This window comes from Phreatobacter sp. GW821-FHT04C01 (genome assembly GCF_059420385.1).
In genome coordinates this window covers 407639-429666 of record NZ_JBWKTP010000004.1, presented here as the reverse complement: position 1 = coordinate 429666, position 22028 = coordinate 407639, and the positions used below count along the sequence as shown (strand labels likewise).

At 68.4% G+C, this 22028-nt stretch carries 19 protein-coding genes and 1 riboswitch; of the genes, 15 read left to right on the top strand and 4 right to left on the bottom strand.

Annotated features, from left to right (window positions below; translation table 11 throughout):
- Nucleotides 1–2: 2 nt before the first annotated feature.
- Nucleotides 3–1052: a cobalamin biosynthesis protein CobW gene (cobW, locus tag AC07WJ_RS17875; protein WP_494935969.1), complete on the bottom strand. Its 1050-nt coding sequence runs from the start codon at nucleotides 1050–1052 to the stop codon at nucleotides 3–5.
- Between the two features lie 258 nt (nucleotides 1053–1310).
- A riboswitch (cobalamin riboswitch) is annotated at nucleotides 1311–1495 on the bottom strand.
- 64 nt (nucleotides 1496–1559) lie between these two features.
- Between cobW and cobU the strand changes: the two genes are divergently transcribed.
- The 4 genes from cobU (at nucleotide 1560) to AC07WJ_RS17855 (ending at nucleotide 5224) form a co-directional block, all read left to right on the top strand.
- Entirely contained in the window at nucleotides 1560–2078 is a 519-nt protein-coding gene (cobU, locus tag AC07WJ_RS17870; protein ID WP_494935968.1) for a bifunctional adenosylcobinamide kinase/adenosylcobinamide-phosphate guanylyltransferase, read from the top strand.
- A gap of 8 nt (nucleotides 2079–2086) precedes the next feature.
- Entirely contained in the window at nucleotides 2087–2698 is a 612-nt protein-coding gene (gene cobO, locus AC07WJ_RS17865; protein ID WP_494935967.1) for a cob(I)yrinic acid a,c-diamide adenosyltransferase, read from the top strand.
- 317 nt (nucleotides 2699–3015) lie between these two features.
- Nucleotides 3016–3720: a pentapeptide repeat-containing protein gene (locus AC07WJ_RS17860; protein WP_494935966.1), complete on the top strand. Its 705-nt coding sequence runs from the start codon at nucleotides 3016–3018 to the stop codon at nucleotides 3718–3720.
- A 31-nt stretch (nucleotides 3721–3751) separates the two neighbouring features.
- Nucleotides 3752–5224, top strand: coding sequence for a cobyric acid synthase (locus AC07WJ_RS17855; RefSeq protein WP_494935965.1), 1473 nt, complete (start codon nucleotides 3752–3754; stop codon nucleotides 5222–5224).
- Between the two features lie 179 nt (nucleotides 5225–5403).
- Here AC07WJ_RS17855 and cbiB read toward each other — a convergent pair whose 3' ends face one another.
- Nucleotides 5404–6384, bottom strand: coding sequence for an adenosylcobinamide-phosphate synthase CbiB (cbiB, locus tag AC07WJ_RS17850; RefSeq protein ID WP_494935964.1), 981 nt, complete (start codon nucleotides 6382–6384; stop codon nucleotides 5404–5406).
- Between cbiB and cobD the strand changes: the two genes are divergently transcribed.
- Entirely contained in the window at nucleotides 6383–7393 is a 1011-nt protein-coding gene (cobD, locus tag AC07WJ_RS17845) for a threonine-phosphate decarboxylase CobD (RefSeq protein WP_494935963.1), read from the top strand. The two genes, cbiB and cobD, sit on opposite strands and share 2 nt — an antisense overlap.
- Before the next feature lie 276 nt (nucleotides 7394–7669).
- Here cobD and AC07WJ_RS17840 read toward each other — a convergent pair whose 3' ends face one another.
- Entirely contained in the window at nucleotides 7670–8716 is a 1047-nt protein-coding gene (locus AC07WJ_RS17840) for an LLM class flavin-dependent oxidoreductase (protein WP_494935962.1), read from the bottom strand.
- Nucleotides 8717–9213: 497 nt separating this feature from the next.
- Between AC07WJ_RS17840 and cobF the strand changes: the two genes are divergently transcribed.
- The 9 genes from cobF (at nucleotide 9214) to AC07WJ_RS17795 (ending at nucleotide 18774) form a co-directional block, all read left to right on the top strand.
- Complete coding sequence (cobF, locus tag AC07WJ_RS17835; RefSeq protein ID WP_494935961.1) at nucleotides 9214–9981, top strand: precorrin-6A synthase (deacetylating); 768 nt, start codon at nucleotides 9214–9216, stop codon at nucleotides 9979–9981.
- A gap of 61 nt (nucleotides 9982–10042) precedes the next feature.
- Entirely contained in the window at nucleotides 10043–11329 is a 1287-nt protein-coding gene (locus AC07WJ_RS17830) for an FAD-dependent oxidoreductase (protein WP_494935960.1), read from the top strand.
- 157 nt (nucleotides 11330–11486) lie between these two features.
- Nucleotides 11487–12599 carry a septal ring lytic transglycosylase RlpA family protein gene (locus AC07WJ_RS17825; RefSeq protein WP_494936248.1) on the top strand — a complete coding sequence of 371 codons (1113 nt, stop codon included), beginning with the start codon at nucleotides 11487–11489 and terminating at the stop codon, nucleotides 12597–12599.
- 113 nt (nucleotides 12600–12712) lie between these two features.
- Nucleotides 12713–13870, top strand: coding sequence for a D-alanyl-D-alanine carboxypeptidase family protein (locus AC07WJ_RS17820; RefSeq protein WP_494935959.1), 1158 nt, complete (start codon nucleotides 12713–12715; stop codon nucleotides 13868–13870).
- Nucleotides 13867–14550, top strand: a complete 684-nt coding sequence (tmk, locus tag AC07WJ_RS17815) for a dTMP kinase (protein WP_494935958.1) — start codon at nucleotides 13867–13869, stop codon at nucleotides 14548–14550. The genes AC07WJ_RS17820 and tmk overlap by 4 nt, the downstream gene beginning before the upstream one ends.
- Nucleotides 14547–15596 (top strand): DNA polymerase III subunit delta', encoded by a 1050-nt coding sequence (locus AC07WJ_RS17810; RefSeq protein ID WP_494935957.1) that lies wholly within the window; start codon nucleotides 14547–14549, stop codon nucleotides 15594–15596. Before tmk ends, AC07WJ_RS17810 begins: the two co-directional genes overlap by 4 nt.
- Nucleotides 15597–15619: 23 nt before the next feature.
- On the top strand, nucleotides 15620–17167 hold the full coding sequence (gene metG / locus AC07WJ_RS17805) for a methionine--tRNA ligase (RefSeq protein WP_494935956.1): 1548 nt from the start codon (nucleotides 15620–15622) through the stop codon (nucleotides 17165–17167).
- Entirely contained in the window at nucleotides 17167–17964 is a 798-nt protein-coding gene (locus AC07WJ_RS17800) for a TatD family hydrolase (RefSeq protein WP_494935955.1), read from the top strand. The genes metG and AC07WJ_RS17800 overlap by 1 nt, the downstream gene beginning before the upstream one ends.
- A gap of 9 nt (nucleotides 17965–17973) precedes the next feature.
- Nucleotides 17974–18774, top strand: a complete 801-nt coding sequence (locus AC07WJ_RS17795) for an MBL fold metallo-hydrolase (protein ID WP_494935954.1) — start codon at nucleotides 17974–17976, stop codon at nucleotides 18772–18774.
- A 411-nt stretch (nucleotides 18775–19185) separates the two neighbouring features.
- On the opposite strand, the gene AC07WJ_RS17790 is transcribed toward AC07WJ_RS17795, so the two are convergent.
- On the bottom strand, nucleotides 19186–19461 hold the full coding sequence (locus AC07WJ_RS17790; protein ID WP_494935953.1) for a metal-sensitive transcriptional regulator: 276 nt from the start codon (nucleotides 19459–19461) through the stop codon (nucleotides 19186–19188).
- An 80-nt stretch (nucleotides 19462–19541) separates the two neighbouring features.
- Between AC07WJ_RS17790 and AC07WJ_RS17785 the strand changes: the two genes are divergently transcribed.
- On the top strand, nucleotides 19542–22022 hold the full coding sequence (locus tag AC07WJ_RS17785) for a heavy metal translocating P-type ATPase (RefSeq protein ID WP_494935952.1): 2481 nt from the start codon (nucleotides 19542–19544) through the stop codon (nucleotides 22020–22022).
- Nucleotides 22023–22028 lie beyond the last annotated feature (6 nt).

Below are 22028 nucleotides of genomic sequence, written 5' to 3'. Positions count from 1 at the left end.
GTTCAGCCGTTGAGCGCGGCTTCGACCGCGGCGCGGTCGAAGCCCTTCAGCCCGATCGCCACGATCCGGCCCTGGCGGCTTTCGCCCGCCGTCCAGGCCCGGTCGTAGTGATGGGCGATGCGGCGGCCGACACCCTGGACAACCAGCCGCATCGGCTTGTCACCGACCGAGGCGAAGCCCTTCAGGCGCAGGACGCCGGCGGCTTCCGCCGCCTTGGTGACCCGGGCGGCGAGGATCTCGGGCGCCCCGACGGCTTCGATCGCGAAGGAATGGCTCTCGAAATCGTCGTGGTCGTGGTCCTCCTCGGTCTCGTGATGCGAGGGCCGGCCGGCAAGGTCGGTTTCGGCGGCGGCGCCGAGCCCGACCACCAGGGCCGGCTCGACCTTGCCATGGGCGGTCTCGACGATCTTGATCGCCTTCGGCAGATGCGCCTGGATCTCGGCCTTGACCCGGTCGCGGGTCGCCTGGTCGATGGCGTCGCTCTTGTTGAGCAGGATCAGGTCGGCGCAGAGGATCTGGTCCTCGAACACCTCTTCCAGCGGATTGTCGTGATCGACCGCGCCATCTTGCGTGCGCTGGGCGGCCAGCGCCTCCGAGTCGTCGGCAAAGGTGCCGTCGGCAACGGCTGGACCATCGACCACGGCGATCACGCCGTCGACCGTGACGCGGTTGCGGATCGCCGGCCAATTGAAGGCATTGACCAGCGGCTTCGGCAAAGCGAGGCCGGAGGTCTCGATCAGGATATGGTCGGGCGGCGAGGCCCGGTTCAGCAGTTTTTCCAGCGCCGGAATGAAATCGTCGGCGACCGTGCAGCAGATGCAGCCGTTCGGCAGCTCGACAATGTCTTCCGCCGTGCAGCCGCTGATGCCGCAGCCCTCGATGAACGAGCCGTCGAAGCCGATATCGCCGAATTCGTTGACCAGGACGGCGAGCCGGCGGCCGCCATTGTTTTCCAGGAGATGGCGCACCAGCGTGGTCTTTCCGGCGCCGAGAAAGCCGGTGACGATGGTGCAGGGGATTTTGGCCAGGGAGGTCGGGTTCGGCTGGGTCATGATGGGTCCGTGATCAGGCAGGCTTTAAGGAATAAGCGGGCGCGCAAACGATCCCGCGGTTCGGCATCCGGCGGTCGCGCGGTTCAGGCGCCCGGTGGCCGGAGCGGCAACGGGGGACGAGCGGCAAGGGGTTTTCGGGATCTGGTCACGGCATACTCCGTCTGGCAGCCGGCTCACGCCGGAAACGCTCCCAAGGACGAAGCCGGGCGCGGAACGCCCGGACCGGTTGCCATCGAAACACCCCGCTCGATGGGCCCATGAGAAGCACTGGTGACGGCAGGTCTCCTGGCTCACGGGTCCAAACTTTCGGCCGCCTTCCCGGGATCTTGCGCCCAGTGGCTTGTGGCTTCGGTTCGCCGTTTACAGTTGCGGGGGCAGCCGTGGCGTCGCACCACGTTCCCTTTTCACCTCGTCTGAGAGGCACCGTCGGGATTTAGCACTACCGGCGCGCCCGCCGATTTGCAATGGATGCGGCCCCCGACTCCCCAGGCGAGCCCATAGGTCCTTATGCCGAGCCCGACCCGATCCGTGACCCTGGTGCTGGGCGGCGCGCGTTCCGGCAAGAGCCGCTACGCCGAAGGCCTGATCGAGGCGCAGCCGGCGCCCTGGCGCTATGTCGCGACGGCGCAAGCCTATGACGACGAGATGCGCGCGCGCATCGCCGAGCATCGCGCCCGCCGCGGCGACGGCTGGCAGACCGTCGACGCGCCCCTCGATCTCGTCGGCGCCATCGCCGGGGCGCCCGCCGGCATGCCCATCCTGGTCGATTGCCTGACGCTCTGGCTGACCAATCTCATGCTGGCCGAAGCCGATATCGCCGCCGCGCGTGCCGCCCTCGCCGAAGCCTGCCGGCAGGCAAAGGGCCCGCTGGTGCTGGTGTCCAACGAGGTCGGGCTCGGCATCGTGCCCGACAATACGCTGGCCCGCCGGTTTCGCGACGAGGCCGGGCGGCTGCACCAGGAACTTGCCGATGACGCGAGCCATGTGGTCTTCATGGTGGCGGGATTGCCGATGATCGTGAAATGAGGCCGAGCATGTCTGATGAAACCGCGGAGGCCGAGCGCCATCGCGCCAAAATGGCCAAGCGCAAGGCGGTGCAGGATGCCGAGGTTGCCTCCAAGACCCTCGAAAAGGGCCTGCTGATCGTCAATACTGGCCCCGGCAAGGGCAAGTCGACGGCCGCCTTCGGGCTGATCCTGCGCGCGCTCGGCCATGGCTGGCGGGTCGGCGTCGTGCAGTTCATCAAGGGTGCCTGGTCGACCGGCGAACGGGAAGCGCTTTCCGTGTTCGGCGACCGGATCGCCTGGCACAGCATGGGCGAAGGCTTCACCTGGGAAACCCAGGACAAGGCCCGCGACATCGCCGCCGCCGAACGCGCCTTCGCCAAGGCCCGCGAGTTGATGGCCGACGAGACCATTGGGCTGGTGGTGCTGGACGAGCTCAATATCGCCTTGCGCTACAACTATCTGCCGCTCGCCGACGTGGTCGAGACGCTGACCGGCCGTCGGCCCGGCCTGCATGTCGTGGTCACCGGCCGCAACGCCAAGCCGGAGCTGATCGAAGCCGCCGACCTGGTCACCGAAATGACCCTGGTGAAGCATCATTTCGCCCAAGGCGTGAAGGCCCAGGCGGGAATCGAGTTCTAGCGTTCCGTGGCGGTGATTATGATGGCTTGATTGCCGCAAGCAGATGAATGGGTGGATGCCCGGGTCACGCCCGGGCCAGACGAAGCGGTGCGAACATAGGAAAGCGATGCCAAGTCGTCATCGTCGCGCTCTCTCCGTCTTGGCCGGGCTTGTCCCGGCCATCCACGAATTCGGCCCTTCACGATCGCAAATCCTGAGAAAAATGTCGCCTGATCCATCCGGTCAAAGAGTCATGATCGCTGCGACGAAACATTAGCCGCCATGACATCGAACGCCCCCTGTCGTCGCGCTTCAACTGAATGAGGTTGGCCGCCCCCATGGCCCGTGCTTCCCCTGAGAGCCCCGCACCCACCCGCATCGAAGGCAGCTCGCCGTCACGCGCGGAATTGGCGGCATTTGTTTCGGCCGGCCGGCCGGTGATCCTGGCCCATTGCGATCTCGAAGGCGTCGACCTGTCCGATCTCGACATGACGGAGTGGCGCTTCGAGGCGAGCGTTCTCAAGCGGACCAACCTGACCGGCGCGACGCTCGAAACCGCGGCCTTCGTCGGGTGCAAGGGGGCCTTCGCCAATTTCACCGGCGCCAGACTCACCGAGGCGGTGTTCCAGTCGAGCGATTTCAACAATGCGATCTTCGCCGGCGCATCGCTCTCGCAGGCGGCCTTCACCGGCTGCAAGCTGACCGGCGCCGATTTCAGCCATGTGAAATCGACGGGAACCAGCATCGGTGAAACAACCCTGTCGGCGGCACGGCTGTCGGGTTTTTCGTTCCGCAAGGCCTGGCTTTCCAAGGTCGATCTCAGCCTTGCCGACCTCACCAAATGCGATTTCCGCGACGCCGTCTTCGCCGAATCCAGCCTGCGCGAGGCCAATCTCGCCGATGCCCGGTTCGAGGGCGCGGACCTGCGCGGCGCCGACCTCGGCGGCCTGCGCCTCGACGACGCGCGCAAGTTCAAGGGCGCGACCATCTCGCGCGGCCAGGCCGGCGATCTCCTGGCCGAAATGGGACTGAAGGTCCGATGACAGCCCGCACGCAAGATCCGGCAGGCCTGCCATGACCCGCGCCTTGATGATCCAGGGCACCGGCTCGAATGTCGGCAAATCGCTCGTCGTCGCCGGGCTGGCGCGGCTGTTCGCCCGGCGCGGCCTGAAGGTGCGCCCGTTCAAGCCGCAGAACATGTCGAACAATGCGGCGGTCACCTCCGATGGCGGCGAGATCGGTCGCGCCCAGGCTCTGCAGGCGCGCGCCGCCCTCGTTGCGCCGAGCGTTCACATGAACCCGGTCCTGCTGAAGCCGCAAAGCGAGGTCGGCTCGCAGATCATCGTTCAGGGCAGGCGGGTCGGCACCGCCAAGGCGCGCGCGTTCCAGACCTGGAAACCGCGCCTGATGGAGGCGGTGCTCGGCTCCTTCAAGCATCTCTCCGACGAAGCGGACCTGGTGCTGGTCGAGGGTGCCGGCTCGGCTTCCGAGGTCAATCTGCGCCCGGGCGACATCGCCAATATGGGCTTTGCCCGCGCCACCAACACGCCGGTCGTGCTGGTCGGCGATATCGACCGGGGCGGCGTGATCGCGAGCCTTGTTGGCACGCGGGTCGTGATCGCGCCCGAGGATGCCGCGATGATCCGCGGCTTCGTGGTCAACCGCTTTCGTGGTGACCCGAGCCTGTTCGCCGACGGCATGGCCATCATTGCCGAGCGCACCGGCTGGCCGGCGCTCGGCCTCGTGCCGCATTTCGCCGAAGCCGGGCTGCTTCCGGCCGAGGACATCCTGGGGCTGCGGCGTCAGGCCGACGACGCGGGGAGAGGCCGGACGATGATCGCCGTGCCGGTCATGCCACGCATTGCCAATTTCGACGATCTCGATCCCCTGCGCACAGAGCCGGGCGTCGAGGTTCACCTGGTCGAACCGGGCATGCCGATCCCGGCCGAGGCCGCGCTGGTGCTCTTGCCTGGCTCCAAGACCACCATTGACGACCTGCTGTTCCTGCGCGCGCAGGGCTGGGACATCGACCTCGCCGCCCACGTCCGGCGTGGCGGTCGCGTGCTCGGCATTTGCGGCGGCTATCAGATGCTCGGCCGCGCCATCGCCGACCCCGACGGCATCGAGGGTCCGGCGCGCCAGGTCGCCGGTCTCGGCCTGCTCGACGTCGAGACCGTGCTGACCCCGGACAAGAACCTGAGCCCGGTGACCGGCACCAGCCTGACGCCCGAGGCGCCACTGAGCGGCTACGAAATGCACCTCGGGGTGACCGAGGGCCCCGACAGGCAGCGCGCCTTCGCCCGTCTCACCGATGGCCGCCTGGACGGCGCGGTGTCGGCCGACGGCAGGGTGGTCGGCACCTATATCCACGGACTTTTCGCCGACGACGCCCAGCGTCGCGCCTGGCTCAACCAGCTCGGCGCCCCCACCAGCAATCTCGCCTATGAAGCCCTGGTCGACGACATCCTCGACCGCTTCGCCGCCCATCTGGAAGCCCATCTCGACATCGAGCGGCTCTGGGCGATCGCGGGGGAGGCGGGGAGGTGAGACTGGTGGGTGGTGATGAAGGGGGTTCCTACAAGTCGCACGACGTGATCGCCGAGAGCCGAAGCGGGCCATCCGGCATCGTCATTCTCTACGTCACCCCCTTCCCCTGGGCTTCGCCTCGGCCGGGGGTGACGTACAGTGCAGGCGGAATGCGTAGTGCGAGCCTGTCGGCCTAACTCTCACAGGCTGACGACGATCAGCCCGCCCATCACGGCCAGTCCCCACAGCAAGCCGCAAGCCCGCCTGTACAGCCGCAGCGCGGCGCGGATATCGGCCGCCGTTGCCTCCGCCCGGCCATTGCCCATCCAGCGGTCCTCGACCTTGACCGTTCCATAGATGCGTGGCCCCGCGAGCCTCAGGCCGAGGGCTCCGGCCATGGCCGCCTCCGGCCAGCCGGCATTGGGCGAGCGATGGTGGCCGGCGTCGCGCCGGACCGCGGCGAAAGCCCTGGCGGCGGCGGCGCGATCGTCGAGGGCCGCCGCGACGATGATGAGCAGCGCGGTCAGCCGGGAGGCGGGGAGATTGACCAGGTCGTCGAGCCGCGCCGCGGCCCAGCCGAAGGCCTCATGGCGCGGCGTGCGATGGCCGATCATCGAATCGGCGGTGTTGATCGCCTTGTAGAGGACGGCTCCCGGCAGGCCGGCGAGCCCCAGCCAGAAGGCCGGCGCGGTGACGCCGTCGGAAAAATTCTCGGCCAGGCTCTCGATCGCGGCGCGCGACACCCCCGCTTCATCGAGACTTTCGGGATTGCGCCCGACGATCATCGAGACGGCGGTCCGCCCGGCGCCGAGCCCGCCTTTCTCCAGCGCCGCCGCCACGCGCTCGACATGCTCGAAAAGACTGCGCTGGGCGATCAGGCTGGAGGCGCAAAGCGCCAGGGGAATCACGCCCCAGAGGCCAAGCAGGCGGCAGGCGAAGGTGATGGCCGCGGCGGCCGCAAGCGTCGCGGCGAGCAACAGGAGCAGCGCCAGGACGCCGGCGCGGCGGCGCTGTTCGAAGGTCTCACCGTCCCTGTTCAGCCGCTGATCGAGCGCGCCGATCAGACGACCGATCCAGGTGACGGGATGGCCGATCGCCGTATAGACCGGGGCGGGATAGCCGAGCGCGGCCTCGATCACGAGGGCGAGGCACAGCAGGATCAAGGGCGAGAAGGCGAGCATGACTGCGGTTTCGGCGATCTGGCACGGCGGCGACCTGGACGCGGCGAGGCGGCTTTTCCCCGATGCTCCGGAGCCCTGGATCGATCTCTCGACCGGGATCAATCCCATCCCATACCCATTGCCCGTTCTTCCCGCCAGCGCCTGGCAACGGCTGCCTGACCGGGGGAACGAGGCGGCGCTGCTGGCCGCCGCGCGTACGGCCTATGGCGTACCGGACGAGGCCGGCATCGTCGCGGCGCCGGGAACACAGATCCTGATCGAATTGTTGCCTGCGCTCGCCGGCATGGACGATCGCGTGGCGGTGGTCGGCCCGACCTATGGCGAGCACGCCCGCACCTGGCGGAAGGCCGGGCACCCGGTCGCGGAAGCTGCGGGCCTGGCCGAGACCGGCGACGCCCGGGTGGTCGTGCTGGTCAATCCGAACAATCCCGACGGGCGAATCGTCGAGCCGGCGCGCCTGCGGGATTTCGCCGGTCGGCTGGCGGCGCGCGGCGGCCTGCTTGTCGTCGACGAGGCCTTCGCCGATTTCGAGGCCGGCACAAGCCTCATTCCGGCCCTGCCGCCATCGACGCTGGTGCTGCGCTCCTTCGGCAAGACCTATGGCCTGGCCGGGCTGAGGCTAGGCTTCGCGGTGGGCCGAGGCGATCTCACGGCCCGACTGGCGGAACGGCTCGGTCCCTGGGCGGTGCCGGGACCGGCGCTGCATGTCGGCGCCCGGGCGCTGGGCGATCGCGGCTGGCTGGAGGCGGCCGGCCGGGACAGGGCTGCCGATACCATCAGGCTCGACCGGCTGCTGGCGCGGGTCGGCACGGTCGTCGGCGGCACCAGCCTGTTTCGCCTCGTCGAAACCGGCGAGGCCGCCGCCCTGTTCGATCGGCTCGGCCGCAACGGCATCTATGCCAGGCGCTTCCAGGACCAACCGAACCGGCTGCGTTTCGGCCTGCCGGCGGACGAGGCCGGGTGGTCCCGGCTCGAAGCCGCGCTGTCGGCTAGTACCGTTGCTCGGTGACTATGGCCTTTCGACCGCATAAGGCCAGCAAAGCTTCTGCCACACCTGGGCTGAAGTCGTGGATGCCCGGGACAAGCCCGGGCAAGACGATGTGTTGATCTTGTGGTGCGCTGGGCCACGTGTTGATCTTGTGGTGCGCTGGGCCACGATGCGAATTCTGCGCCCGGTCGATCCAGCGCCCATCGCTCCAAAGACAATTCTCGTCCTGGCCGGGCTTGTCCCGGCCATCCACGAATTTCGCTGAAATCGCTCAGTCACAATCGCTGTGCCTCGGGACTAATCGGCGAGACTAGCCTCGGTGAGACCCTGCTGGGCCTTATGTGCGGCCGTGTCGCGCCGCAAAGCCGGCAGCACCTCGGCCGCGAACAATTCCATGCCGGCCAATGCAGTGTCGTTGTCCAGCACGCCATTGCCGTTGAAGACGCAGCGCAATTGACCGATCCCGGTCGTCGCGCCGAGCCTGACGATCGCGGCATGGCAGGTTTCCGGGTCGCCGTAGATGACCTGGTCGCGCAGCACCTGATCGCGATCGAGCGGCGGCACCTGGTCGGGCGGCACGCCGCGCGCGGCGGCAAAACCCAGCCGGCGCCGATAAAGCCGCGGCAGCAGTTCGTCGACCCGGGCCATGGCGGCGGCCTCTGTCGCACCGATACAGACGTAGCGGGACAGCGACGAGCCGGCCAGGGCGCTGGGCCGGCCGGTGCGGGCCAGGATGTCCCGGTAGATGCCGAGCTGGCGCGCCTCCGGCGGCTCCAGGCTGAGCAAGAGCGGCAGGGTCTGCTCGGCCGCGAAGGCCAGCGTCTCGGGGGTCGACCCCGCGACGTAAAAGGGCGGGTGCGGCCGCTGCACCGTATCGGGACCGACCGCCACATCGGTGAAACGCCAGGGCCCGGCGGCGGCACTCGTGCTCCGATCGGCCAGTGCCCGGCGCAGAATGGCGAAGCCTTGCTCGAAACGCTCGCGCGCGCTGTCGCGATCAATGCCAAGCGCCGTGAAGGTCTCGGGATCGGTGCCCCGGCCGATGCCGACATCGAGCCGGCCGCCGCTCTGGAAATCGAGCTGGGCGATCTGTTCGGCCAGCATCAGCGGGTGGTGTAGCGGCAGGACCAGGATCGACGAACCGACGCGCAGCCGTTCGGTCCGGGCGAAGATCGCCGCGGCCAGCAGCAGGGTCGACGGATAGGGCAGGCCGGCGCGGAAATGGAACTCGGCGAACCAGACGCCGTCGAAACCGAGCCGGTCGGCGCGCTCGAACAGCGACAGGAAGGCCCTGTGATCGCCGAGCGTCGCCTCGCGGGTCCAGCCTGCCAGATCAATGCGCATTCCTGTCCTGTCGGTCGCGGGCAATGAAGGTGCATCCCATAGCACGATGTCTGGAGCATCCGACTCCCCGGAACGGCCGAGACCATGCGCGCAAGCCAGGATATCTCGTCTCTCGAACGGCCCCACGCGACAGGATCCATCCGGCGAATGCCTGTGTGGGCTTGGGCCGGAAACTCTGACGTCGCCCCGGCCGGGCGAAGCGAGGGGAAGGGGGTCCAGGAGTTGCAGGACGCCGCCGTCGACGCTTCGTAGTGCTTTGAATATGCTACGGAAAGCCCCGGCCTGTCGGCCTCTGGATCCCGTTCCCCTCGCCGCCGCGGGAGCAAGGGCTTCTGCTCTGGCTCGGCCGGGGATGACGCATAGCTTCCTTCCGCTGCCGATCAGCCCATCCAGAAGCGCTATGCCCGTAGCACGGCTCGTGCGCCGCGCGCGGTTTGACTATGGTGACAGGTGTGGCCAATGCGAGATCCCGCGGGCGGCCTCAAGAGATTGATCGAATGAAAAAGAAGATCCTGGTCATCGGCATCGGCGCCGGCAATCCCGAACATGTCACCGTTCAGGCGATCAAGGCGCTCAACCAGGCCAAGGTGTTCTTCGTGCTCGACAAGGGCGAGGCGGCCGACGACCTGGTCCGGCTGCGCGAGGAGATCTGCGCGCGCTATATCACCAACAGCGATTACCGGGTGGTCAAGGCGGTCAATCCGCCGCGCGACCGCGCCGACCGGGATTATCTCTCGGCGGTCGACCGCTGGCATCACGACCGCGCCGGGCTCTACGAAAAGCTGATCGGCGACGAATTGCAGGACGGCGAATGTGGTGCCTTCCTGGTCTGGGGCGACCCCTCGCTTTATGACAGCACGCTCCGGATCCTCGCCCAGGTGCTGGCCAATGGCGTGGTCGAATTCGACTGCGAGGTGATCCCGGGCATCAGCAGCCCGCAGGCGCTGGCCGCCGCCCACAAGATGCCGCTCAACCGCATCGGCGAGCCGATCCATTTCACCACCGGACGGCGCATATCGGGCGAATTGCCCGAGGCGTCGGGCAGTTCGGTGGTCTTCCTCGACGACGGCTCGGCGCTGAAGGCGATCGCCGACCAGGACCTGGAGGTCTATTGGGGCGCCTATCTCGGCACCCCCGAGGAGATCCTGGTCTCCGGCCGCCTGGCCGACGTCGCCGGCGACATTGCCGAAAAACGCCAGGCGGCGCGCCGCGAGCGGGGCTGGATCATGGACCTGTATCTGCTGCGCAGGAGCCGGGCCGGATAGCCGGACCGGCGACCATCCTTCCCCCCAATCCCGGAACCATGGCCTCCCGGAACGCCCGCGCATGAATGCCACCCCCATGACGATCGCCATTGTCGGCGCCGGCGTCGCCGGCCTCGCGGCGGCGACCCTGCTCGACCGCGCCGGCCATCGCGTGACCGTGTTCGAGCGCTTCGACGCCTCGCGACCGGTCGGCTCCGGCCTGATGCTGCAGCCGACCGGTCTGGCCGCCCTCGAACGGCTCGGTCTTCGGACCGAAATCGAGCGGCGCGGCGCCCGAATCGAGCGGCTGCACGGCCTGACCGACCGGGGCGCGATCATCTTCGACCTGGCCTATGCCGATCTCGATCCTGCGCTGCATGCCGTCGCGGTTCACCGCGGCGCGCTCCATGCGGTGCTTTGGGACGCCTTCGCCGCTTCCGGCGCCGGCCTCGAAACCGGCTTCGCGGTCACGAGCGTCGACGACCACGCGGCGGGGCGGATGTCGCTTGCCGATGCAGCGGGGCGAAAGGCCGGGCCCTTCGACCTGGTGATCGATGCCTCCGGCGCGCAGTCGCGGCTGCGCGGCCGGCTCGGCGACGCGCGGCCGAAGCCTTATCCCTACGGCGCGGTATGGGCGACCGTGCCGGATGTCGGCATCGCGCCGGCCCGGCTGGCGCAGCGCTACGTCGCGGCCCGAATCATGCTCGGCTACCTGCCGATCGGCACGCTGGACGGCGAAGGCCCGCCGCTCACCGCGCTGTTCTGGAGCCTGAAGCCGGCGGAACATGCCAGCTGGCATGCCGGCTTCGCCGCATGGCGGCAACAGGCGACGCGGCTCTGGCCAGAACTCGCCCCGGTCATGGAGGCACTGTCCGGCCCGGATCAGTTCACGCTGGCAAGTTACCTGCACTTCACCGCCAGGCGATTCCATCACGGCCGGCTGGTGCTGATCGGCGATGCCGCGCATTCGACTTCGCCACAATTGGGGCAGGGCGCCAACCACGGCCTCCTGGACGCTGTGGCGCTCGCCGACTCGCTCGCCGAGACCCGCGATGTGACGGCCGCGCTCGCCCTTTACGAGCGGACCAGGCGCCGCCAGATCCGCTTCTATCAGGCGGCGAGCGCCTTGATGACACCGTTCTTCCAGTCCGATTCCAGGGTCTTCGCCTGGACCCGCGACATGACCTTCAACCGTATGAAATATTTGCCTTATCTGCGGCGCGAAATGGTCCGCACGCTGGCCGGCCTGAAGACCGGCCTGTTTACCGCCGCGCCGCCCCACGCGATCGCCGATCCCCTGGGAAAGGGCCTGGCCAACAGGCTGAATATTCCCTTGCGGCACGCCACGAAACCGGCGGCCGGCGATTAACTTTTCATCAACCATCAGGGCCCCGCATTCGCGGCGACGCCACGCTTTGGTCGCAATTCACCCGAAGATGGTAAGGTCTATTAACGTCGGCTATGACATCCGGCGAAACGGGCCGTCAGTGCCCGGATGCGGGCGCGGAGCTATCGGCTTGATTTTCATGTCCACGACCGGCGTGTCGCGCGCCATCCCTTGCGATCGCAAGATGGCGCTTCGTTACGCAACCCTCGCGGGTTTCAGCCTGTTCATCGCGGGCTGTGCATCCCAGGACCGGCTCGCCCAGCAGCAGGGCCGCGGCAATACCTTCGATTCCCGCTACGGCGTCAGTTCCAGCCCGCGCGTCGTCCAGGAGGGCCAGCCCGTCCCGCGTGGCGGCGGCGTCTATCGCGTCGGCCGGCCCTATATGGTCGGTGGCCGGCGCTATACTCCTTACGAAAAGCGCGAAGGCCATTCGGAAGTCGGCATGGCCTCCTGGTACGGCCGCCAGTTCCATGGCCGCCTGACCGCCAATGGCGAAGTCTATGACATGACCAGCCTGTCGGCCGCGCATCGCACCATGCCGATGCCGAGCTATGCCCGCGTCACCAATCTGCGCAACGGCAATTCGATCATCGTGCGCGTCAACGACCGCGGCCCGTTCCACGCCAACCGGGTCGTCGACCTGTCGAGCCGGGCCTCGCATCTGCTCGACTTCCGCGGCCACGGCGTCGCCCGCGTCAAGGTCGAATATGTCGGCCGCGCGCCGCTCGAAGGTTCCGACGACCGCATGCTGCTGGCAACCCTGCGCACCGATGGTACGGCAGCGCCCGCGCCGGCCAGCCTCGGCGCCGGCGTGATGGTCGCCTCCGCCGCGCCGGTCTTCGTGCCGCAGCCAGCGGCCCAGCCGGCCGTCCTGGAAAACCGCGGCATCTCCAGCGCCCTTTCGGAAGGCATGCCCTTGCCGCCGGAACGGCCGTTCGATCTCGGAATGTCGGCCGGCGGAAATACCACCCTGGTTGCCTCCGCCGCGCCCCAGCAGGCCGCTCCGGTCGCGATTTCGGCCGCTTCGGCTGCCCCGGCCGTTTCCGCGGCTCCGGTCGCCGCCCCCGTGCCCATGGCCAATCCCCAGCCGCCGGCGCTTGCCGCGGCCGCTAGCCGGCCGGCCAGCCTGTCGACCGGCCCGACCGCGTCGACCACCGCCTTCGCCGCTCCGCCGCCGCCGCCGGCTCCCGCCATCGCGGCCATGCCGGGGACCCCGGCGCGCGCCTCGTTCGGCATTGGCGGACTTTACTGAGATCATCCACCGGCCAGCTTGATTTCGCGCGTCGCCCGTCCCATGCATGGGGAATGCAAGGGACGGCGCGGGCAGAGCAGGGCGGACTGAAACGGCGGCCGGTATGGCGCCGAATGGCCGTGGCGCTGGCCGTCCTGGCCCTGGGCATGGCCGCGGCACGCGCCCAGGATGCCTTCCAGACCACCGTTCGCAACGCGATTCTCGTCGATGTCGGCACCGAGTCGGTGCTGTTCGAGAAGGCGGCCGACGAGTTGCAGGCCCCGGCCAGCCTCGCCAAGCTGATGACCATGGCGATCGTCTTCGAGGAGATGCGTCAGGGGCGCCTGCCGCTCGACCAGGAGGTGGTCATCAGCACCGATGCGTGGCGGCGTGGCGGCGCGCCGTCGCGCACCTCGTCGATGTATGTCGCGGTCAATTCACGGGTGAAGGTCCAGGACCTGATCCGCGGCGCGATTATTCAGTCCGGCAACGACGCCTCGATCGCGCTGGCCGAGGCGATCTCCGGCACCGAGGCCAATTTCGTCACACTGATGAACAAGCGCGCCCGCGATCTCGGCCTCCCCCGCTCGGTGTTCCGCAATGCCACCGGCTTGCCTGACGCCGAGCAGCGCATGACCGCGCGCGAGATCGCCAGGCTCGCCGAGCACATCATCAAGACCTACCCCGAGCAATATGCCATCTATTCCGAGCGCGAATTCACCTGGAACAACATTCGCCAGCAGAATCGCAACCCGCTGCTCGGCACCTATTCCGGCGCCGACGGCCTGAAGACCGGCTACATCGAGGAGGCCGGGTTCAACCTGGCCGGCTCGGCGGTGCAGAACAACCAGCGTCTGATCGTCGTCGTGATGGGCGCCCGCTCGCTCCAGGAGCGCACCAACGAGGCCCGCAAACTGCTCGACTGGGGCTTTCGCTCGTTCGAACTGCGCGACCTGTTCGCCGAGAGCGAGACCATTGGCGAGGTCAGCGTCTTCGGCGGAGCCGCCGCTACCGTCCCGGTCACCGCGGGCAAGCTGGTGCGGCTGCTGCTGCCGCGCGGCCAGTCCGACCGCGTGACGGCACAGATCGTCTATCAGGGGCCGGTCAAGGCGCCGGTCCGCCAGGGCACGGAAATCGGCAAGCTCAGGGTCCTGCGCGGCAGCCAGCTGGCGCTCGAAGTGCCGGTCTATGCCGCCGCCGACGTCGGGACGGGATCACTGACCCAGCGCGCCATGCAAGGCGCCTGGGAAGCGGCGTCCGGCTGGCTGCGCTCGGGGATCGCCCGGCCGTGACCGACAAGCACCCGACCAAGGAGCCGGCGCGCCGCGGCCGTTTCATCACGTTCGAAGGCGGCGAGGGCGCCGGCAAGTCGACCCAGGCGCGCCGGCTGGCCGAATTCCTGGAGAGCCGCGGCATCCATTCCGTGCTGACGCGCGAGCCCGGCGGCTCGCCGGGCGCCGAGATCATCCGCCACGTCCTGCTGAGCGGCGCGGCCGAACCCTTCGGGCCCGAAGCCGAGACGATCCTGTTCGGCGCGGCACGGCGCGACCACCTGACCTCGACCATCCTGCCGGCGCTGACGCGGGGCGACTGGGTGATCTGCGACCGTTTCGCCGATTCGACCCGGGTCTATCAGGGCCTGGCCGGCAAGGTCGATCCGGCCTTCATTCTGGCGCTCGAGCACCTGACCGTCGGCACCGACCGGCCGGACCTGACCCTGGTGCTCGATCTGCCCCCCAAGGTCGGGCTCGCCCGGGTCGCCAGCCGCCAGCAAGGCGCGCTCGACCGCTTCGAGCGCGAGGGCGTCGCCTTCCACACCAAATTGCGTCAGGGCTTCAAGGCGCTGGTTCAGGCCGAACCCGAGCGCTGCCGCCTGGTCGACGCGACCCGGGATCCCGACACGGTCGCCGCCGAGATCCGCGACCTGGTCCTGGCCCGCTTCGACCTGCCGGCCCGGCTGGTGGCGTCATGATCGAGGAAAATGCCGCCGATCGCCTGGATGGCGCGCCGCATCCGCGCGAACGCAGCCTGCTGATCGGTCACCGTCAGGCCGAGCTCGGCCTGCTGGATGCCTATCGCGGCAAGCGCATGCACCACGCCTGGCTGATCGGCGGGCCGCAGGGCATCGGCAAGGCGACGCTCGCCTATCGTTTCGCCCGCTTCATCCTGGCCAATCCGGACCCGCGCATGCTGGGGCCGGCGGTCGACGATCTCGCGGTCTCGCCCGACCATCCCGTGGCGCGCCGGATCGTTTCCGGCGCCCATCCGGATCTGCTGGCGCTCCGCCGCATCGCCGAGGCCGGCAAGGACAAGATCCCGCAGGACATCTCGATCAATGCCATGCGCGACATCATCCGCTTCTTCGGCTCGACGGCGGGCGAGGGCGGCTGGCGCATCTGCCTGGTCGACGCCGCCGACGAATTGAACCGGTCGAGCGCCAACGCCCTGCTGAAGCTGCTGGAGGAGCCGCCGGCCCGGTCGCTGTTCCTGATTCTCGCCCATATGCCCGGGCGCCTCCTGCCGACCATCCGCTCGCGCTGCCGCACCTTGACGCTGGCGCCGCTCAGCGAGGACGAGATCGTCCAGGGGCTCGGCAGCTTCGACGAGGTCAAGATCCCGGCCGACGAGACCCGCGAGGTCGCCCGCCGCGCCGAGGGCAGCCTCCGGCGCGCGCTCGAGATCGCGGAGGGCGGCCAGGCCTCGTTCGCCGCCGCCGTCGACGCCGAACTGCTGCGGCTGCCGGCGACCGATCCGCAGGCCCTGCACGGCCTCGGCGACAAGCTGGCGCGACGCGACGACGCCATGTTCGACCTCTTCCTGCGCGCGGTGACGGATCATATCCACGCGACCGTCAAGGCCGAGGCCGGCGGGGGGGCCCGCCGCCTTGCACCGCTTTCCGAGGTATGGGAGAAGATCGACATTGCCGCGGCGCAGGTGCGTACGTTCAATCTCGAACGTAAGCCCTTCGTTTTCCAGGTTTTCGGCTGGCTCGCCGAGGCTGGCCGGCGCCGGACCTGACCCCAAAGCATCGATCGATCATCATGGCGAAGCCGCGCTTCTACGTCACGACAGCTATCTCCTATCCCAACGGCGTGCCCCATATCGGCCATGCCTACGAGGTCATTGCGACGGACGCGATCGCCCGCTTCATGCGCCATGACGGCCATGACGTGTTCTTCCTGACCGGCACCGACGAGCACGGCCTGAAGATGGTGCAGACCGCGGCGCGCGAGGGCATGGCGGTGCGCGACCTCGCCGACCGCAACGCCGAGGCGTTCCGCGCCATGGCCAAGGCGCTGGCGATCTCCAACGACGATTTCATCCGCACCACCGAGCCGCGCCACTACCGCGCCAGCCAGGCGATCTGGGAGGCCATGGTCGCCTCGGGCGACATCTATCTCGGCGGCTACGAGGGCTGGTACTCGGTTCGAGACGAGGCCTATTACGGCGAGGACGAAACCTCGGTCGGGCCTGACGGCGTGCGCGTCGGGGGGCAGGGCACCCCCGTGGAATGGACCAAGGAAGAGACCTATTTCTTCCGCCTGTCCAAATACCAGGACAAGCTCCTGGAGCATTACCAGGCCCATCCCGATTTCGTCGGCCCGGACACCCGCTTCAACGAGGTGATCAGCTTCGTCAAAGGCGGCCTGAGCGACCTCTCGGTCTCGCGCACCACCTTCGACTGGGGCGTGCCCGTGCCCGGCTCCGACGGCCATGTGATGTATGTCTGGGTCGACGCCCTGACCAATTACATCACCGCAGTCGGCTATCCCGACACGGCCAGTCCGGAATGGGCGCGCTGGCCCGCCGACCTGCATGTCATCGGCAAGGACATCGTGCGCTTCCACGCGGTCTATTGGCCGGCTTTCCTGATGTCGGCGGGCATTGCCCTGCCGAAACGCGTCTATGGCCACGGCTTCCTGTTCAACCGCGGCGAGAAGATGTCGAAATCCCTGGGCAATGTCGTCGATCCCTTCGCCATGGCGGAAGCCTATGGCGTCGACGCCATGCGCTATTTCCTGCTGCGTGAAGTCGCCTTCGGCAATGACGGCTCCTATTCGCACGAGGCCATCGTCGCGCGCACCAATGCCGATCTCGCCAATGATCTCGGCAACCTGGCGCAGCGCTCGCTGTCGATGATCGCCAAGAACTGCGACGGCGTGCTGCCGAAGCCCGGCGCCCTGAGCGACGAGGACAAGGCGATCCTGGCGCTCGCCGACGGCATGCTCGCGCCATCGCGCGAGGCCATGGCGAGCCAGCAGATCCACCGCTATCTCGAAACCGTCTGGGCGGTCGTCTCCGAGGCCAACCGCTATTTCGCGGCGCAGGCTCCCTGGGCGCTGCGCAAGACCGATTTCGCGCGCATGGAGACGGTGCTCTACGTCACCGCCGAGATCATTCGCAAGGTGGCGATCCTGGCCCAGCCGGCGGTGCCGCTGGCGGCGCCGAAGCTGCTCGACCTGCTGGCGGTGCCGGCCGATGCGCGCGACTTCGCCGATCTCGGCCGGGCGCTCGTGCCCGGCACCAGCCTGCCGGCGCCGGAGGGCGTGTTCCCGCGTTACGTCGAAAAGCCCGAGGCGACGGCCTGATGTGGGTCGACAGCCACTGCCATCTCGACTTTCCCGAACTTGCCGTCGATCACGGCGCGCTGTTGCAGCGCGCCGTGGCGGCCGGCGTCGGCGCGGTCGTGACCATCAACACCCGGGTGCGCCGTTTCGAGGCGATCCGCGCCATCGCCGAGGCCCATGACGGCGTCTGGTGCTCGGTCGGCACCCATCCGCACAATGCCCACGAGGAGCTCGATGTCACCGCCGCCGAACTGGTGGCGCTGGCGGCCCATCCCAAGGTCGTCGCCATCGGCGAGGCCGGCCTCGACTATCACTACGACATGTCGCCGCGCGCGGCCCAGGAACAGGGTTTCCTGACCCATATCGCCGCGGCGCGCGAGACCGGCCTGCCGCTGGTCATCCATGCCCGCGAGGCCGACGACCGGGTCGCCGCAATCCTGACCGAGGAAATGGGGAAGGGAGCCTTCAAGGCCGTCCTGCACTGCTTCACCGGCTCGGAACAGCTGGCGCTGACCGGTGTCGCGCTCGGCCTCTACGTCTCGTTTTCCGGCATCGTCACCTATAAGAGCGCGCCGGAGCTGCGCCGGATCGCGGCGCTGTTGCCGGCCGACCGCATCCTGGTCGAGACCGACGCGCCCTATCTCGCCCCCGGCAAATACCGCGGCAAGACCAATGAGCCGTCCTTCGTCGTCGAGACCGGCAAGGTCGTCGCCGAAGCCCGCGGCGTCGCGCCGGACGACTGGGCGCGCCAGACGACCGACAATTTCTACCGGCTGTTCGCCAAGGCCGACCGCGGTCAGCGCCTCAAGGCCGGCTAGGAACGTTTCATGACGCTGACCCTGACCATTCTCGGCTGCGGCTCCTCGGGTGGCGTGCCGCGCGTCGGGCAGGGGTGGGGCGCCTGCGATCCGGCCGATCCGCGCAATCGCCGCCGCCGCTGCGCCCTGCTGGTCGAGACGGCCGGCCCCGGCGGTGTCACCACGGTGCTGATCGATACCGGCCCCGACATCCGCGAACAATTGCTCGCGGCCGGGGTGACCCGGCTCGACGGCGTCATCTACACCCACGACCATGCCGACCACACCCACGGCATCGACGACCTTCGGCCGCTCGCGCTCGCCATGCGCCGCCGCGTCGAGGCCTATGCCGACGCGGCGACACGGACGACGCTGGAGGCCCGGTTCGGCTATTGCTTCGCGTCCCCCGCCGGCAGCGACTATCCGCCGATCATCAACCTCAATCCGCTGGCCGAACATCAGCCTCTGACGATCGAGGGGCCGGGCGGCGCCATCACGGCCCGGCCTTTCCCGGTCATGCACGGCGCGCCCTACAAAGCTCTCGGCTTTCGCTTAAACAAGACCGTGTACTGTCCTGATATCAATATATTATTGGATGAATCTTCAAGTTATTTCGAGGATTGCGATCTGCTCATCCTTGACGCACTTCGGTTCACCCGCCACCCGACCCATCTGACCGTCGACGAGGCGCTCGGACTGGTCGCGCGGTTCAAGCCCGCCCGCACGATCCTGACCAATCTTCATTCGGATCTCGACTACCAGGCACTCGCCGCCCGCCTGCCTGAGGGAGTGGTTCCGGCCTATGACGGCATGATCGTCACGGTGGAATAGGGCCGGGGGCAGTTGCTTGCGCGACGTCTGCCCGTCGTTCGGCGTCTTACTCCAGAACCATGGCCCACACCTCTCCCCGGCGGGGAGAGGTCGACCGCGAGCGTAGCGAGTGGTCGGGAGAGGGGGCGAGGCGCTCGCCGACGAAGCTCCATGCGAAGCGCCCAAAGCGTTGTTCTGAAGCTACACCCCCCCCTCTCCCGGCGCTGCGCACCGAGCTCTCCCCGCCGGAGAGAGGTGAGGAGTAGTGGTTCCGGTGCGAGCTCTCCAAGCGCGACCAGCCCAGGCCCATTGCAGAGATGCGTCCCTTCGCTCTCCGCCGGGGACAGGTCGGGATAGCGGCTGCCTTGTCAGGCCGGAAGCACGCCCTACGCCGCCGCGAGACCCGGAAGCCCCCGGCTCGCCATCTCAGTCCTAAGCCTGCAGCCGCCGGAACACGTCGATCAGCTCGGCCACCTTGCGCCGCTGCTCGTCCTTGTCGCCGGACGCGATGGCATGCTCGACGCAATGGCCGACATGATCCTTCAGCACCTCTTCCTCGACCCGCTTCAGCGCGGCGCGCACCGCCGAGATCTGGGTGATGATATCGATGCAGTAGCGGTCCTCGTCGACCATGCGGGCAATGCCGCGCACCTGGCCTTCGATCCGGTTGAGCCGCTGCTGGCAGGAAGTCTTGGTGTCGCTCTGCATGGTTGCCATATACCCCATACGGGTATATAGGACAAGTCGACATATACCCCCCAAGGGTAGCATATGGAAAGGGCGGCGGCATGGCGGCGCATGACCATCACGGCCATCAGGACAAAGGCAGCTGCTGCGGCGGCAAGCCGGATGACCAGGCTCATGCAGCCCATGGTCACGCGCATAACGACCACGCCGCCCAAGACGATGCACATCAAGACCATGCGCATCATGACCATGCACACCACGGCCAGAAGGCCGCTCCGAACACCGCCCATCTGGTGAAGGACCCGGTTTGCGGCATGGATGTCGATCCCGCGACCTCCAAGCACCGCGCCGACCATGCCGGCGCGACCCATCACTTCTGTTCGGCCGGCTGCCGCACCAAATTCGTGGCCGATCCCCAGCGCTATCTCGCCGCCGGCAAGGCCGTCGCGGCGGAACCGGTGCCGGAAGGCACCGTCTTTACCTGCCCGATGCATCCGGAGATCCGCCAGATCGGCCCGGGATCCTGCCCGATCTGCGGCATGGCCCTGGAGCCCGCCGTCGTCACCGCCGATAGCGGCCCCAATCCCGAACTCGCCGACATGACCAGGCGCTTCTGGATCGGCCTGGCGCTGGCCTTGCCGGTCTTCGTCCTGGAAATGGGCAGTCATCTGGTGCCGGCGCTGCACCACCTCGTGCCGCCGACCACCTCGGTCTGGATCCAGCTCGTGCTGGCGACGCCGGTCGTGCTCTGGGCCGGCTGGCCGTTCTTCGTGCGTGGCTGGCAGTCGCTGGTCACCCGCAATCTCAACATGTTCACGCTGATCGCCATGGGCACCGGCGTCGCCTGGCTCTACAGCATGGTCGCGGCGCTGGCGCCCGGCCTGTTTCCGGCGGCCTTCCGCGCCGCCGACGGCACCGTGGCGGTCTATTTCGAGGCCGCGGCGGTGATCACGGTCCTGGTCCTGCTCGGCCAGGTGCTGGAGCTGCGGGCCCGCGACCAGACATCGGGGGCGATCAAGGCGCTGCTCAATCTCGCCCCCAGGACCGCGCGCCGCATTGGCGCCGACGGTGGCGAGGAGGAAATCTCGCTCGACCTGGTGGCCGTCGGCGACCGCTTGCGTGTCCGTCCGGGCGAGAAGGTGCCGGTCGACGGCCGGGTCACCGAAGGCCGTTCGGCCATCGACGAATCCATGGTGACGGGCGAATCCATGCCGGTCACCAAGGGCGAAGGCGCGACCGTCATCGGCGGCACGCTCAACCAGTCCGGTGGCCTCGTCATCACGGCCGAAAAGATCGGCCGCGACACCATGCTGGCGCGCATCGTCCAGATGGTGGCCGAGGCCCAGCGCTCGCGCGCGCCGATCCAGCGGCTCGCCGACACCGTCGCCGGCTGGTTCGTGCCGCTGGTGATCGCGATCGCCGTCATGGCCTTCGCCGCCTGGGCCCTGGTCGGTCCGGAACCGCGCCTGGCTTATGGCCTGGTGGCAGCCGTTGCCGTGCTGATCATCGCCTGTCCCTGTGCGCTCGGCCTCGCCACGCCCATGTCGATCATGGTCGGCGTCGGCCGCGGCGCAGGCCTCGGCATCCTGATCAAGAACGCCGAGGCGCTGGAGCGGCTCGAGAAGGTCGACACCCTGGTCGTCGACAAGACCGGCACGCTCACCGAGGGCAAGCCGGCGGTGACCGCCATCGTGCCGGCCGAGGGCTTCAGCGAGGCCGATGTCCTACGCTTCGCGGCGGCCGTCGAACGCGCCTCCGAACACCCGCTGGCGCTCGCCATCGTCAAGGCGGCCGAGGGCAGGGGCCTTGCCCTGCCCCCGGTTAGCGACTTCGATTCCCCGACCGGCAAAGGCGCCAAGGGCATCGTCGAGGGACGCGCCGTTGTGATCGGCAATGCCGCCTTCCTGGCCGCCGAAGGCGTCGATCTCGGGCCGGCTTCGGCCGCCGCCGACAGCCTGCGCGGCGATGGCGCCACCGCCATCTTCATCGGCGTCGGCGGCCGGATCGCCGGCACCATCGCCATTGCCGATCCGGTCAAGCCGACGACGCCGGAGGCCTTGAAAGGCCTAGGGGATGCCGGCCTGCGCATCGTCATGCTGACCGGCGACAACCGGGTCACGGCCGAGGCCGTGGCGCGCCGGCTCGGCATTGCCGAGGTCGAAGCCGATGTCCTGCCGGACCAGAAGAGCGCCGTGGTCGAGCGGCTGAAGCGCGAAGGCCGCGTGGTCGCCATGGCCGGCGACGGCGTCAACGACGCGCCGGCGCTGGCCGCCGCCGATGTCGGCATCGCCATGGGCCACGGCACCGATGTCGCCATCGAGAGCGCCGGCGTGACGCTGCTCAAGGGCGACCTCAACGGCATCGTCAAGGCGCGCCAGCTGTCGCGCGCCACCATGGCCAATATCCGCCAGAACCTGGTCTTCGCCTTCATCTACAACGCCGCCGGCGTGCCGGTCGCCGCCGGCGTGCTTTATCCGGTCTTCGGCATCCTGCTGTCGCCGATCATCGCGGCGGCGGCCATGGCGCTGTCCTCGGTCAGCGTTATCGGCAATGCGCTCAGGCTGCGTGTCGAGAAGCTCTGACGACGA